This window comes from Vibrio sp. 1457, assembly GCF_033340195.1.
Lineage (GTDB): Bacteria > Pseudomonadota > Gammaproteobacteria > Enterobacterales > Vibrionaceae > Vibrio > Vibrio alginolyticus.
On record NZ_JAWOWA010000018.1, the window covers coordinates 46,497 to 60,801 of the forward strand.

Here is a 14,305-nt window from a genome sequence, read left to right on the forward strand (position 1 = left end):
TATTCTATCTGAGCACTCAGCCCACTACTTATGGTGGGCTGAGTGCGCGGTTGGGCATCAGGCACATTATTTGGCGATGAATATGCCATATTAGGTGATATTCGTTAGTGTCTATTTTATCCCTAGGCGTTTTGCTAAGCGGTGTAAATTACCGTTATCTAATTCAAGCTGACGTGCAGTTGCTGCCCAGTTACCTTGGTTCTCTTCCAGAGCTCGAACAATCATCGCTTTTTGGAAGGCATCTGTGGCAGGCTTCAATCCGCCTTCTGGTAGCTCAAGCCAAGAGTTTTGTTCCGCTTCTTCAATGTTCTTGATGTTCTGATTCGGCGTTCTAATATCAAAATCTTGCTCAACCAACTCAATGTCCAAGGCGTGAGTACGCGCTTTTGCCAAAACACCGGCACGTTTAATGACATGTTCAAGCTCTCGCACGTTGCCTGGCCATGAATAGTCTTTGAGTGCCTGCACCAAAATGGGGGACAAACGAATGCTGTTCAATCCCAATTTGCTTCTTAAGCTCTCAGCGAAAAAGCCTGCGAGTAATACCACATCGTCTTCACGTTCACGAAGAGGTGGAACATGAAGCGGGAAGACGCTTAGACGATGATACAAGTCGGCTCGGAAGCGACCAGCAGTCACTTCTTCATGCAATATACGGTTAGTGGCGGCGACAATGCGTGTGTTGACTCGAATATGGCGGTCATCACCCACACGTTGAATGTCGCCGTATTGTAGGGCTCGAAGTAACTTAGCTTGCAGCTCTAACGACAGTTCGCCGACTTCATCCAAAAACAGTGTGCCGCCATCGGCTTGTTCGAACTTACCTTTACGATTGCTGATTGCGCCTGTAAATGCGCCTTTGATATGGCCGAACAACTCGCTTTCCGCGACTGATTCCGGCAGCGCTGCACAGTTGAGGTAAACCAAAGTATTGTTCGAGCGGCTAGAGCGATGGTGAATAGCGCTGGCAACCAACTCTTTACCTACGCCCGTTTCTCCCATGACCAACACAGACAATTCCGTATCGGCGACTGCATCAATCTGCTCTTGAAGATTCTTCATGCCCTGAGAGTTGCCAATGATTTCGTTACTTAAGGTGCGCTTCTCGGCGTAAGAGTCGCGTGGCAGGCTCGCTTGTGTCTCTAGTTGTTCTAGTAGGAGTGCAGTGTGAAGGCCACCTGCTGCCAACGCGCTGACAAAACGTAACTCTTGGTTGCGTAGCCCATCAAATTGGTTGGGGTCGAAGGCGTCAATTGTAATGGCACCAATCAGTTGATCGTCGATCAGCAGAGGTAAACCAATGCAGGAATGGACATGCAGTTTGTCATCGTGGTTTGGAATCAAGCCGTCGTATGGATCAGGTAAGTCGCTGTCAGAGGGAAAGCGCACGATGTCGCCTGCTCGGGCAATGGCTTCTAATCTTGGGTGCTGCTCAATGGAAAAACGGCGTCCAAGCACTTCTTTCGCCAATCCATTGATCGCTAAAGGTTTAAAGTGCTGGTCTTCATACAAAAGAAGGGCAGAAGAGTCACACTTCAATACATCTCGAATCGTGGTTAATAACGTATCGAAGCGAGCCTGTTGAGTGAGCGCCGAGTTAAGGTCTTGCGTGATGTGTAGCCATTGTGCGATTAAAGAAGTCATAGCCAATACCAGTTGTGTCAATATGACTATTGTAGTGTCTTAATGACAATTTTCAACTGTGTCTAAATGACACTTGTTAAAGTTGATTTTTAATTAAGGTTCTGAAATATATAGTAATTAAAAGTTGGCACGCCCAGTGCAATACAAGAAGAAATTATTTTTGTTTATCCCGTCATTCAAGGTAGTAATTATGACAATTCACGTAAAAAACAACATTCACTGGGTAGGTCAACGCGATTGGGAAGTTCAAGACTTCCACGGTACAGAATACAAAATGACAAAAGGTACCAGCTACAACAGTTATCTAATTCGTGAAGAGAAAACCGTATTGGTTGATACGGTCGATCATCGATTCAGTCAACAATTCATCCAAAATTTAGAAATGGAAATCGACCTTAAGTCTATCGACTTTATCGTAGTAAACCATGCTGAAGAAGATCACTCAGGCGCATTGTCGGCATTGATGGAGAAGATTCCGAACACGCCAATTTACTGTACAGAAGCGGCGATTGATTCGATTGTGGGTCATCATCACCATCCTGAGTGGAACTTCAAAACCGTAAAAACGGGCGATAGCATTGATATTGGTAACGGTAAGCAATTGGTCTTCGTGGAAGCGCCGATGCTGCATTGGCCGGACAGTATGATGACTTACCTAACGGGCGATGCAGTGTTATTCAGTAACGACGCATTTGGTCAGCACTACTGCGATGAACGCTTATTCAATGATGAAGTGGATCAAAATGAGTTGATGGAACAGTGTTTGCGTTACTACTCAAACATCTTAACGCCATTCAGCAGCTTGGTAACCGCTAAAATCAAAGAAGTGCTGAGCTTCAATTTGCCTGTCGACATGATCGCCACGTCACACGGTATTGTATGGCGCGATAATCCGGTTCAAATCATCGAGCAATACTTAGCATGGGCAGACAATTATCAAGAAGATCGCATTACGATTTTCTACGATTCAATGTCAAACAACACTCGAATGATGGCCGATGCCATTGCGCAAGGCATTCACGATGTCGACCCTGGCGTGGCGGTCAAAGTCTTTAATGTCTCTAAGCATGATAAGAATGAAATTCTCGCCAACGTATTCCGCTCAAAAGGCATCTTGGTTGGTTCTTCTACCATGAATAACGTCATGATGCCGAAGATCGCAGGCATGCTAGAAGAAATTACCGGTCTGCGCTTTAAGGCGAAGAAAGCCGCTGCGTTCGGTAGCTACGGTTGGAACGGTGGTGCGGTGGATCGTATCCATGCTCGATTGACTGACGCAGGCTTTGAAACCGCAGTGAGCTTGAAAACAAAATGGCGACCAGATGGTAAAGCGATGCGTGAATGTCGCGAACATGGTCAGAACATCGCGAAATTGTGGGCAAAGCATGACCTGACTAGTCCTGTTCTTGCTCCGGCGATTGCTGCGTCTGCACCACAAGTTCAATCACAACCCGCTGCACAAGTAGCAACACAAGCGGTAGTAGATGCTGCTCCTAGCAACCCTAGTGCCGAGGCGCATCCTGCAGATTACCAATGCATGGTTTGCACCGTTTGTAATTGGGTATACGACCCAGCTAAAGGCGAGCCTAATCAAGGCGTTGAACCGGGTACGGCATGGTCTGAAGTGCCAGATTACTTCTTGTGCCCAGAATGTCACTTGGGTAAAGACGTCTTTGTCGAATACAACGGGTAAGGGGGCGAATATGCAAGCACCTATTGTGATTATTGGTAGCGGCTTTGCGGCTTACCAATTGGTGAAAACAGTGCGTCGAATGGACGCACATATTCCGCTGCAAGTGTTTACTGCTGATGATGGCGCGGAATACAACAAGCCTGATTTGAGTCATGTATTCAGCAACAAGCAAACCGCCCAAGACTTGGTAGTTAAAAGTGGTGAGGCGTTCGCACAGGAACACAACATCGAACTGCTCGCCCATACCATGATTGAGCATGTCGACGTGCAAGCTCAGCAAGTGGTCGCCAACGGCCAAACCTATCCTTACTCCAAACTGGTGTTTGCGACAGGCGCGAAAGCTTTTGTGCCGCCAATATCTGGCGATGCAGCACCTGAGGTGATAACGCTGAACTCGCTACAAGAATATCAATTAGCGGAAGAGCAAATCAGCCGTGCGGAACGAATTCTAGTAATGGGTGGTGGTTTGATCGGCGTCGAGATCGCCATGGATCTCGCAACCAGTGGTAAAGCGGTTACGGTGGTTGAGCCAAATTCCCGTTTGCTCGCTAACTTGATTCCTGAATTCATCGCATTGCCGCTCGAAAACCAACTTAAGCAGCAAGGTATTCAACTTGCCTTGGAGACTGGGATAGTTGCGATCAATCACTCAGATGATTCGCTGGTGGCAAGCTTGAGCAAAGGTAAAGCAATCGAAGCCGATGTAGTGATTTCAGCGGCGGGTTTACGTGCTAACACTTGGTTAGCGAAGGCTTGTGGGGTGAGCGTGAACAAAGGCATCGAGGTGGATGCTCGATTACAGACATCAGTAGCTAATGTATTTGCATTAGGCGATTGTGCTGAGATCCAAGGTCGAATGATGCCGTACCTCCAACCGATCGTGCTAAGTGCCAATGCTTTGGGCAAACAGCTACTAGGGCAAGAAGCAGAGCTGAAACTACCGCCTATGATGGTAAAGGTGAAAACGCCGAGCTACCCAATTCAATTGGCAGGCGATTTTAGTTCGGTGACGAACTGGATCGTGCAGATTTCTCAAACAGGCATTGCCGCTAAGGCAGAAGATGAAAATAGCCGACTTATGGGCTTCGTCGTGACGGGAGAGCAAGTTACGCAAGCATTTCCATTACTTCGAGAGTTGTCTCAAGCCGCGCAGGCTTAACCGATTTAAACGAAAAGAATTGTAATTAGAGAGGGTATCATTATGTCGCATCTACGAATTCCCAAAGACTGGACTGTTCAACGTTCAACGCCTTTCTTCACTAAAGACAATGTGCCAGCAGCGCTGCTGACTCATCACAATACCGCTGAGGGAGTGTTTGGACAGCTGTGCGTCATGGAAGGGCAAGTGACCTACTACGGCTTTGCTGATGAACACGCAACAGAAGCAGAAGTAGTGGTGGTGATTAATGCAGGCCAGTTTGCTACCAGCCCACCGCAGTACTGGCACCGTATTGAGATGAGCGATGATGCTCAGTTCAACATCAATTTCTGGTCGAATAAAGACAAGAGTGGGCAAGCGATGTTCCACGCTAAGCAGTAGTGAACCTTTGTAAGTGCTTTGACTGTTACGCTAATCGTCAAGTAAAGGGGTGTAGAAGGCGCAATAAACGGACTGCAATGCAGGATCATCGAGACCGAGGAAAGAGAAATCACGAGTAATGATTTCAATTCTTTAGTAGCATGTTACGAAACATTTCAGTCAGGTGAACTAAGGGAAGCGTGCAATGGAAAAACAACGAGTAGCATTTATTGGTCTGGGTGTGATGGGATACCCAATGGCTGGTTACCTAAGTAAAGCGGGCTTTGAAACCAAAGTATACAACCGCACAAAAGCGAAAGCCGACAAATGGGCTGAAGAATACCAAGGCGTAGCTTGTGAAACACCACGTGAAGCGGCAGAAGGCTGTGACATCGTTTTTACCTGTGTGGGTAATGATGATGACGTTCGTAGCGTTGTTTACGGTGAAGAGGGCATTCTGGTCGGCTTGAAAGCGGACGCAGTGCTAGTCGATCACACGACCACTTCTGCAGACCTAGCGGTTGAGCTGGCTGAAGCGTGTGCTAAGTATGGTAATCACTTCATTGATGCGCCAGTTTCTGGTGGTCAAGCAGGCGCAGAAAATGGTGTTCTAACCATCATGTGTGGTGGTGAACAAAGCATTTTTGACCGTGTGTCTCCGGCGATGGATGTGTACGCGAAGCAGATGACGCTACTGGGTGAAAACGGTCAGGGTCAACGCTGTAAGATGGTAAACCAAATCTGTATTGGAGGCGTTTTACAAGGTCTGAGTGAAGCTTTGTTGCTGGCACAAAAATCAGGCTTGGACATCGCTCAAGTTGTAGAAACGCTTAAGCATGGCGCTGCAGGTTCTTGGCAGATGGAAAACCGCGCAAATACGATGGCTGAAGACAAGTTCGATTTTGGCTTCGCTATTGATTGGATGCGCAAAGACTTAGGTTTCTGTCTGCAAGAAGCTGAGCGAGTGGGTCTAGAACTTCCACTGACTAAGAAAGTGGATGAGCAATACGCAGACCTTCAACGTGATGGTTTAGGTCGCATGGATACATCAGTACTGATCAAAGCGGTAGCTAAAAATCAGTAGTTGATGAATCAGTAATAGATAAACAGTTCTTTGGTATCAAAGAGCTTAAAGAAATCTAAGTTAATCATAATGAATCTCCTTGAGCATGGTTTGTGACTTGTGATTAAGGATTAGTGATTTGAAATCAGGAGGTGCTGTAGAGCACCTCCTTTTTTCGTCTTTAAATCACGCAGTGTAATGATTGCAGCGTTCGCTTACTTGTTTAAGCCTAGTGCAATTTCAAGACCTTTGCCGTACGCTTCGTCCGCTTGGTATGCGTGTTGAACGTGGCGCTGTTGGATGAACTCTGGCACACCGTCCATTGCGCGAGCTGTGTTATCGAACAGAGTTTGACGTTGCTCTTCGCTCATCAGACGGAATAGGTCACCCGCTTGGCTGAAGTAGTCTTCGTCTACACGATGATCGTAGTGATCAGCGTTGCCATTGATGCGTAGAGGTGGCTCAGAGTAATCTGGTTGCTCTGCCCATTCTTGTTTGTAGTTTGGCTCGTAACCCAGTGTTGAACCAAAGTTGCCATCAACGCGCATTGCGCCATCACGGTGGTAGCTGTGAACAGGGCAACGAGGTGCGTTCACTGGGATTTGATGATGGTTCACACCTAGACGGTAACGCTGAGCATCGCCGTAAGCGAACAGACGACCTTGTAGCATCTTATCTGGAGAGAAGCCGATACCAGGTACAACTGCTGCTGGGTTAAACGCTGATTGCTCAACTTCTGCGTAGAAGTTTTCTGGGTTACGGTTCAGTTCGAACTCACCAACTGGGATCAGTGGGTAGTCTTTTTGAGACCATACACGTGTTAGGTCGAATGGGTTGAAGTTGACTTCATCCGCTTCTAACTCAGGCATGATCTGTACGTACATCTTCCATTTAGGGAAGTCTTGACGCTCAATCGCTTCGTAAAGGTCACGGTGATGGCTTTCGCGGTCTTTACCTACGATGGCTTCTGCTTCTTGGTCAGTCAGGTTCTTGATGCCTTGTTGAGTTTTGAAGTGGAATTTCACCCAGTAACGTTCGTTTTCTGCGTTGATGAAGCTGAATGTGTGGCTACCAAAACCATGCATATGACGGTAAGAAGCTGGGATACCACGGTCACTCATTACGATAGTCACTTGGTGGAATGCTTCTGGTAGTGATGTCCAGAAATCCCAGTTGTTGGTAGAGCTACGCATGTTAGTGCGAGGGTCGCGTTTTACTGCGTGGTTTAGGTCTGGGAATTTTAGTGGGTCACGTAGGAAGAATACTGGTGTGTTGTTACCAACCAAGTCCCAGTTACCTTCTTCAGTGTAGAATTTAAGTGCGAAACCACGGATGTCGCGTTCTGCGTCTGCAGCACCGCGCTCACCAGCTACGGTAGTGAAGCGAGCGAATAGTTCTGTTTTTTTGCCGATGTCAGAGAAGATCTTAGCGCGAGTGTATTTTGTGATGTCGTGCGTTACTGTGAACGTACCGTAAGCACCAGAACCTTTTGCGTGCATACGACGCTCTGGGATCACTTCGCGGTCAAAGTGTGCCAATTTTTCAAGGAACCAAACGTCTTGTAATAGTTGAGGGCCACGAGGACCTGCAGTCATAACGTTTTGGTTATGTGCGACAGGGCAACCTGCTGCTGTAGTCAATTTCTTGTTTGTCATTTTTCTTCCCCCTCCAGGGTTCAATACCTTAGAAACTGTAGAGGAGGTTATTACGGAAAAGCTGGGGGAGAAAACTGATATTGCTTATCAATTCAATAGATGGTGACTATGGTCGAAACTATATTAGAATCAGAAATTTACTACATTAGCTTGATTGACATAACAATCGGCGTTCTCGAAAGCGATTGACTGGGGGGGAGCGCTATCCAGTTAGCGTGTCTGCGATGCTAGTAATATCGCCCCTTAAATGAAGTTTTACGTGTGATCAAAGGGGCGAAAGGGGGGAAGTAATTAAGAGTACTTCACTTCAAGTTGTTCAGCTTTTGCAAATGCTGGGTGTGTCGCGAGCTGTTTCCCATAACGTTCAATATTAGGGAAGTGATTAACTAAACCAAACTTTTGAACCAATTCGACAATGAAAGACATCATGATGTCAGCGCCAGTCAGACGCTCTTCTACTAGGTAAGTTTTGCCTTCTAAGGATTGCTCGAAGTAGCCTAGTACATTCATTGCTTCCTTGTCGGCATAGCCTGATAAAAACTGAGTTTCATTTGGCTCTTTGCTTACGAAGATTTTTAGCAACATAGGTAAAATTGCAGAGCTTTCTGCAAAGTGCATCCATTGCAAATATTCTGTGTGTGCTTTTGTACCACGCTCAGGAGCAAAGGCTCCGTCACTGTATTTCTCAATCAAATATTCGGTCATTGCACCTGACTCAATGATAATCTCGCCGTTATCTTCAAGAACAGGTGACTTTCCTAATGGGTGAACACTTTTTAGTTCTGGCGGTGCCATGAAGGTCACGGAATCACGGACATAGGGTACAATTTCGTAATTTACATCTAGCTCTTCAAGTAACCAAATGATGCGCTTTGAACGAGACTGATTGAGGTGGTGAAGTTTAATCATTTACATATCCCTTTTTATAATGGGTCGTTAATCTGTACTACAAGCTTGCCGAAATTCTTACCTTCCAACAGACCGATGAATGCTTCTGGCGCATTATCCAGTCCTTGTACTAGATGTTCGCAGTATTGGATCTTTCCTTCTGCCAACCATTGATTAATATCTTGCGCAAATTCACCGTAACGATGTCCGTAATCATCAAAAATGATGAAGCCTTGCACCTTGATTCGTTTGGTCAGGAGCTTACCCATTAGTAATGGAAGGTGGTCGGTACCTTCAGGCTGCTCTGTCGCGTTGTACTGAGAAATCAAACCACAAAGTGGGATACGCGCATTTGTATTCAGAAGTGGCATTACAGCCTCGAATACTTTGCCACCTACGTTTTCGAAGTAAACATCGATACCTTTGTCACAGGCATTTTTCAGTTGTTCTGCAAAGTCTTCAGCTTTGTGATCAATACACTCATCGAAACCAAGCACCTCTTTAGCGTAACGGCATTTTTCTTCTCCGCCTGCTATACCAACAACTCGGCAACCTTTGATTTTACCAATTTGACCAACTGTTGCGCCTACAGGCCCCGTAGCAGCTGCTACCACGATGGTTTCCCCTGGTTTTGGCTGACCAATGTCGAGTAAACCCATGTACGCGGTAAATCCTGGCATACCTGCAACGCCTAACGCGTAAGAAGGGTTTTGCGGTTCTTTACCAAGTTTAATGACCATCTCACCAGTTGAGATAGCGTAGTCTTGCCAGCCAACAGTGTAGGCAAGAACCCATTCACCCGCTTCGTAATCTGGGTGGTTTGATGTTTCTACCTGACAAACTGTACCACCGACCATTACGTCATCAATTGCAACAGGGTCAGCGTATGATTCGGCATCACTCATGCGACCACGCATGTATGGATCTAGAGATAAATAAACCGTTCTCAATAGCATTTCACCCTCTTTCGGAGTCGGTTTCGTTACCTCTTCTAAACGAAAGTTTTCTTGTGTCGGTGCACCATGGGGACGTGACGCGAGTACGATTCTGCGATTTGTTGCGTTAGTCATATCTATCTCACTTGTTGATTAGACCGGTCGTCTAGTATTTATTTCAAAATATCCCGCTTATTTAAAGCGGGAAGGTTTACTGTGTTAACACTGACGCTTTTTCTGACAGTGAAACGTGTGTAGGGTGTTCATTCTGCTTCCACGCCGCCTGTTATGGACAAGTGCGCGTATTCTGCAGTAAGTGTTGAGTATAGGTCAGACTTTGCGTCAATGCTGCCTGATCTTGATAAAGTTTGTTCAGCAAGCTAGCGCCATTCCAAAGGTAGTATATCTGCCTTGCTAATAACGCACTGTCACCATTGGGGATTGAGCCATCTTGAATGCCGATGTCTATGCAATCCGCTATCGCTTGAATGGTTTTGTCTGCTCCTTGGCGTAATGCCAAGCGCATTGACTCAGAGAGATCGGAGACTTCTGCACTTAACTTGACCAATAAACATTTGTTCGCATTACACACGTCGTCTTCTACTTTGACCATTTCTTCGAAATAGCTCATTAGGCGTTGGTAGCCACTCAGTTCAGTATTGGTAAAGCGTGCGTTTAAACGCTCAAAATACTTAGTAAAGTAGTCTTGAATCATCGCTTCACCAAATTGTTCTTTGGATTTGAAGTAATGATAAAACGAGCCTTTTGGCACTGCGGCCTTTTTTAATAGCTCTGAAAGACCAACACTCGTGAACCCTCGGTTTACGATCAACTCATATCCGACGTCGAGAATATGTTGGCGTGTGTCATTCGTCTTTGCGTTCATGAAGTGTACTATAGAATGAATTAGACCAGTCGTCTAGTATTTGTTGTGGGTTATTTAATCAGCTCATACTCAATAACAAAGAGCGTGTCGGTATTTGGGTAGATTTCTCGAATTAACTGCTTGAGTTTTGGTAGTTCGATGGCTTCTTGTTCTGCATGAAACTCATTAATATCTTCAAAGTGAAGTGGTTCTACAGAACGTATCTTGATATCGCAGACTTTACGATCCGTTTCTAAGGTAAAAACTTCGACTTCTGTATTGGGAACGTAATGGCTTTCTGATTCATCTCGAATCGTTATCGTCTTTTTGCCTGACGTGATCAACGGGGTTAAGAATTCAAAAAAAGTAATCTTGGTTGGATGAGATGGCATGATGTACTCGTTAGTCTGGTTGTTTGGCGTAATTATATACCCAAATACCCCAGAGATTCCTGTCTTACTAGAACGATCGAGCGCGGATGAAACGAATTAACTTGGCACTAAAGTAACCTGAGATAACGCCTATCCAGTTGGTGCTGAGATCATCAAAACTAAATGATCGATTTGGAATAAAAAGTTGGCTTATTTCTTCCATTGAAACGATAGCCAACAGCAGTAGCAAAAGACGAATCCCAAAAATGTCGGTTTTATTCGAGCTCACCAGAGAAGGGAACGTGAAAACCGATAAAAAGCCGATCAATAAACTGAAAGTAAAGTGAAGCGTACTCGATCCGCCTAAGTAGGTTTCCATTTGCAGGTAAGCAGTATGGTGTAGGTCAGAGCTTTTCCACAAAGAGAGTGAAGCGGTTAGCATCAGGACTAAAACAAAACTCGTGCGTGCCAGTATTAAAGCCATAATTAACCTATTGGAAAGAAGCCTAAGTAACGTTTTACAAAGTACAGTGCAGCTAAATTCTGGATAGCCATGCCAATTGCCATTGCCCACGCTGCACCAATCACCCCAAACATTTGGCAAAGCGTAACAAGTAGGCAGATAGACACCGTACCGGAGGAAATTGTAATGTATTTCATGGTTCTCTCATGACCGCTCATTAATAATAAAAACCCTACTGAACCAGTCGCAACATTGACTAACTGCCCCAGAGAAAGGACGACTAATAGTGGCGCCGCGGCGAGAAACTCCTCACCAAAAAACTGCATTACAAACTCGGGGAAGAGGGTGCAAATAATTACGGGTACAATCGCTAAACCAACATTGGCTCGGCACGCCAAGCGGCTCAGGTTCTGCAGTTTGAGCATTTGACGCTCTTTGTAGAGAGAGGCAAACATCGGGGCGACCACAAAGTTAATGGTAATCAGCACAAAGCCAATCAGTAGTGATGTGCGTTGGGCTGCGGCTAACAAACCGATTTCCGCTGTTGAGATAAAAAAGCCCGCAATAACAAGGCTTCCCCATTGAAGAACATTCGTGAAGATACTGCCAACCCAGACTTGCTTGGCAGAAGAGACCATTTTTTTGTTTGGTACGAAAGCCGATGTTTGATATTGATCTGAGCCAAGCCAATTGGCACTAGATATGACCGCGACACCTATGCTCGCTAAAAGCAGTGCGGTCATTAGATTGTTGATATTTTGCTGACCGATATAGTCTAGGGCAAAGACAAAAATGACCATCAACATGCTTACCCCAAGCTGCAACGCAAACAGAGATGATACGACTTTTCTACATGCTTGAAGCACCCGACTGTTGGTTTGCGCAAGCACCAAGAAAGGTATGCAAAGCAAGCATAAAGTAATCGCATACATTGGTGATTGAGTCTGGTTTAGCTGTTCTGGAAACAGATTAAACCCTGCCAACAAAACGCCTATGGCGAGCAAGCAAAATGCCATACTTCGATAAAGTGCGGTTTTATAGTTTTGGCTTTGTTCAAGCTTCTCTTTGTTATTAAAAGCGATCGCATTGTAACGAACTAACGAGACATCAAAACCTAGCTGAGAAACGATGGCGAGTAGCGAGACTAGGTTGAATAAAAAGAAAAATTGACCGGCCGTCGAAGCGTCACTGGTCTTCGATACAATCAGAGTCAGTAAAAAAGCAAATAGCGCACTCAACACACGTGTGATTGCGGTTTTTAATCCAGTAGATAACAAGCTTTTTTTACCGCTGGGCATCAACAGTAATTTTTGTTGAACAGTGTGAAACATAGGGGCATTTAACCGTAAATATTATTGAGTGCGAGGCGCTGCTTTTCTTCACTGAAGGCATCGTTTAATTGTGCTGTATATTGGCGAAAATCGATCTCTTCATAATGATTGACACAATGCGCGATCTGCTTGGTCATTTCTTCAGGTGTGAGCGCTAAAAACGGGTAGTTGAGATCTTTGGTTGCGCCGATGGTCCGAATAACCATAGGAAGATGTAACTTGGATGCTTCTAGAATGGTTAACGGCATCCCTTCCCATGCTGCAGTGTGTAGATAAAGGTCTGAACCCTTGAGCTTTTCAACTACCTCATCGCGAGGCAGCATACCCGTTACATCCACATTTTCAGTACGTAATTTCTGTTCGAGTACGTGGTCACCGCCACCTATCCATGTGATCTCTATCGGGCGGTTAAGCGCATACCGATTAAGGAACTGCAATGTGTTGATAAGAAACTGAGGATCTTTTTGGGGCGCGACACGACCAAGTACAACGAGCTTCAGCGCTTCTTGCTTGTTTCGCTCTATACGATCTTCACTTTGATAAGACACGTAGTTGTTGAGCAATTCGGCACGTTTCGCACCAATGCTAATGGCTAGGTCACACTCTCGTTGGCTACAGCCTGCAACCACATCAATTTTGCTCAGTTTTACTTTCTCTAGTGCTTTATAGATCTGGCGTGCAAGCTCTGAGATATCTTCACGTTCGAAGGCATAACAGTGCGGTGTGTAAACCAAGCGTGCCTTGCCAAGCTTTAGAAATCGGCCGAGAAATCCTGCTTTACTCGAGTGCAAATGCACGACGTCGGGACCAAGTGATGCAATCATGTGGTTTGCATCGCGAATAAATTGAAGCAAGCCGCCTTCTACCCACTTTGTCTGTACGAAAATGTGGTGGTTGTTCTCATTGGTCAAGTCGTTTTCTCGGGCTCTGGCTAGCAAGAAATGCTGATAAGGCTCGTCTCTGGATGAGTGAACATAACTATAGAGGGCGGTTTGAACGCCACTTCCAAATGCTTCTGTAACATGGAGCACTTTCTTCATGATGATTTTGTCCCTGGTGTTTGCATCCATTTGTGTTTAAAAGCATCACGCTCTTGCTCTGAATAAACGTGGCGATACAAGGGAAGATCGTACATATAGAACAGTTTTGAGAAGTCGTAGTGATTCTTAAAGTGTTGGTGGATATTGGAGTACCACTTGTTTTTCGCTTCGTTGCTGTTTTTCAGTACGAAGTCTTGCAACTCAAGAAACTCACCGATTTCTTTATCAAGAGAACTGAGCTGTTCGCATTTGATTAGCATGACGTTGGCCTGATCGTTCTGGAATGTGAAGAAAGGTTGAGTGTTGTCCAGCTCTTGGCGCATCACATCGATATTGAAATTACGCTTTAACTCGTTGTCGAACCAGTCCGCAAAATAGTTGAGATTGATATAGTTATCAAAGCAATGCTCGAGGTGCTGATACGTGACTTCCATATCTCGGTGAATTGCATCATTCTTTTTGCCTTCGATAAATTGCAAATGGAGGTCTTGAAAGAAACGAGAAAAGACAGTTGCGATTGGATCGCGGACCAGCGTAACGATTTTAATCTGCTCGCGTTTTTGTAAGATACGTTTTCGCTGCTTGAGCACTAAGCGATAGAGTGCGCGGTTTCGGAAGTCGAAGAATTTACTCACGTCTTTTTTATTGTGATACATGTGAAATTCTTCGTGATCATCAAAGGTGTGGATGTGATAGCTCGGGATATTTTTCTCCCCTAGCGTGTGCTCAATTGATGAGGAGCCAACTTTGCCCATTTGGTAAACTAAAACAAAATTATCAGCTTGGAGTTCTCGGTTCTTTTCAAATTGTCGAGAGATTGAATACTTCATCTATCCTA

General features: G+C 45.3%; 14 protein-coding genes. 4 read left to right on the top strand and 10 right to left on the bottom strand.

The window, feature by feature from the left end:
• Positions 1-111: 111 nt before the first annotated feature.
• On the bottom strand, positions 112-1,644 hold the full coding sequence (norR, locus tag R7Z41_RS17400) for a nitric oxide reductase transcriptional regulator NorR (RefSeq protein WP_206970763.1): 1,533 nt from the start codon (positions 1,642-1,644) through the stop codon (positions 112-114).
• Positions 1,645-1,834: 190 nt separating this feature from the next.
• On the opposite strand from norR, the gene norV reads away from it, so the two are divergent.
• From norV to R7Z41_RS17420, 4 genes are all read left to right on the top strand, one after another.
• Positions 1,835-3,337, top strand: coding sequence for an anaerobic nitric oxide reductase flavorubredoxin (gene norV, locus R7Z41_RS17405; RefSeq protein WP_225477362.1), 1,503 nt, complete (start codon positions 1,835-1,837; stop codon positions 3,335-3,337).
• A gap of 10 nt (positions 3,338-3,347) precedes the next feature.
• Positions 3,348-4,496, top strand: a complete 1,149-nt coding sequence (norW, locus tag R7Z41_RS17410; RefSeq protein WP_213896835.1) for an NADH:flavorubredoxin reductase NorW — start codon at positions 3,348-3,350, stop codon at positions 4,494-4,496.
• A gap of 42 nt (positions 4,497-4,538) precedes the next feature.
• Positions 4,539-4,877 (top strand): DUF1971 domain-containing protein, encoded by a 339-nt coding sequence (locus R7Z41_RS17415; protein ID WP_054701793.1) that lies wholly within the window; start codon positions 4,539-4,541, stop codon positions 4,875-4,877.
• 184 nt (positions 4,878-5,061) lie between these two features.
• Entirely contained in the window at positions 5,062-5,940 is an 879-nt protein-coding gene (locus R7Z41_RS17420; protein WP_005375233.1) for an NAD(P)-dependent oxidoreductase, read from the top strand.
• Between the two features lie 194 nt (positions 5,941-6,134).
• Here the strand turns inward: R7Z41_RS17420 and R7Z41_RS17425 are convergent, their stop codons facing one another.
• The 9 genes from R7Z41_RS17425 to R7Z41_RS17465 all read right to left on the bottom strand — a co-directional run bounded on the left by R7Z41_RS17425 (position 6,135) and on the right by R7Z41_RS17465 (position 14,297).
• Complete coding sequence (locus R7Z41_RS17425) at positions 6,135-7,574, bottom strand: catalase (protein ID WP_017821260.1); 1,440 nt, start codon at positions 7,572-7,574, stop codon at positions 6,135-6,137.
• A 291-nt stretch (positions 7,575-7,865) separates the two neighbouring features.
• Positions 7,866-8,483 (bottom strand): glutathione S-transferase family protein, encoded by a 618-nt coding sequence (locus R7Z41_RS17430; protein WP_005375238.1) that lies wholly within the window; start codon positions 8,481-8,483, stop codon positions 7,866-7,868.
• Positions 8,484-8,497: 14 nt separating this feature from the next.
• On the bottom strand, positions 8,498-9,532 hold the full coding sequence (locus R7Z41_RS17435; RefSeq protein WP_206970766.1) for an NADP-dependent oxidoreductase: 1,035 nt from the start codon (positions 9,530-9,532) through the stop codon (positions 8,498-8,500).
• A 151-nt stretch (positions 9,533-9,683) separates the two neighbouring features.
• Positions 9,684-10,283 (bottom strand): TetR/AcrR family transcriptional regulator, encoded by a 600-nt coding sequence (locus tag R7Z41_RS17440; protein WP_005385858.1) that lies wholly within the window; start codon positions 10,281-10,283, stop codon positions 9,684-9,686.
• Between the two features lie 50 nt (positions 10,284-10,333).
• Positions 10,334-10,654: a N(4)-acetylcytidine aminohydrolase gene (gene yqfB / locus R7Z41_RS17445; protein WP_005385855.1), complete on the bottom strand. Its 321-nt coding sequence runs from the start codon at positions 10,652-10,654 to the stop codon at positions 10,334-10,336.
• Between the two features lie 67 nt (positions 10,655-10,721).
• Positions 10,722-11,117 (bottom strand): VanZ family protein, encoded by a 396-nt coding sequence (locus R7Z41_RS17450; RefSeq protein WP_031781000.1) that lies wholly within the window; start codon positions 11,115-11,117, stop codon positions 10,722-10,724.
• A gap of 2 nt (positions 11,118-11,119) precedes the next feature.
• Positions 11,120-12,427, bottom strand: a complete 1,308-nt coding sequence (locus tag R7Z41_RS17455; protein ID WP_205391388.1) for an oligosaccharide flippase family protein — start codon at positions 12,425-12,427, stop codon at positions 11,120-11,122.
• A gap of 8 nt (positions 12,428-12,435) precedes the next feature.
• Complete coding sequence (locus R7Z41_RS17460; protein ID WP_318136389.1) at positions 12,436-13,467, bottom strand: glycosyltransferase family 4 protein; 1,032 nt, start codon at positions 13,465-13,467, stop codon at positions 12,436-12,438.
• Entirely contained in the window at positions 13,464-14,297 is an 834-nt protein-coding gene (locus R7Z41_RS17465) for a putative capsular polysaccharide synthesis family protein (RefSeq protein WP_005375258.1), read from the bottom strand. The genes R7Z41_RS17460 and R7Z41_RS17465 overlap by 4 nt, the downstream gene beginning before the upstream one ends.
• Positions 14,298-14,305: the final 8 nt, after the last annotated feature.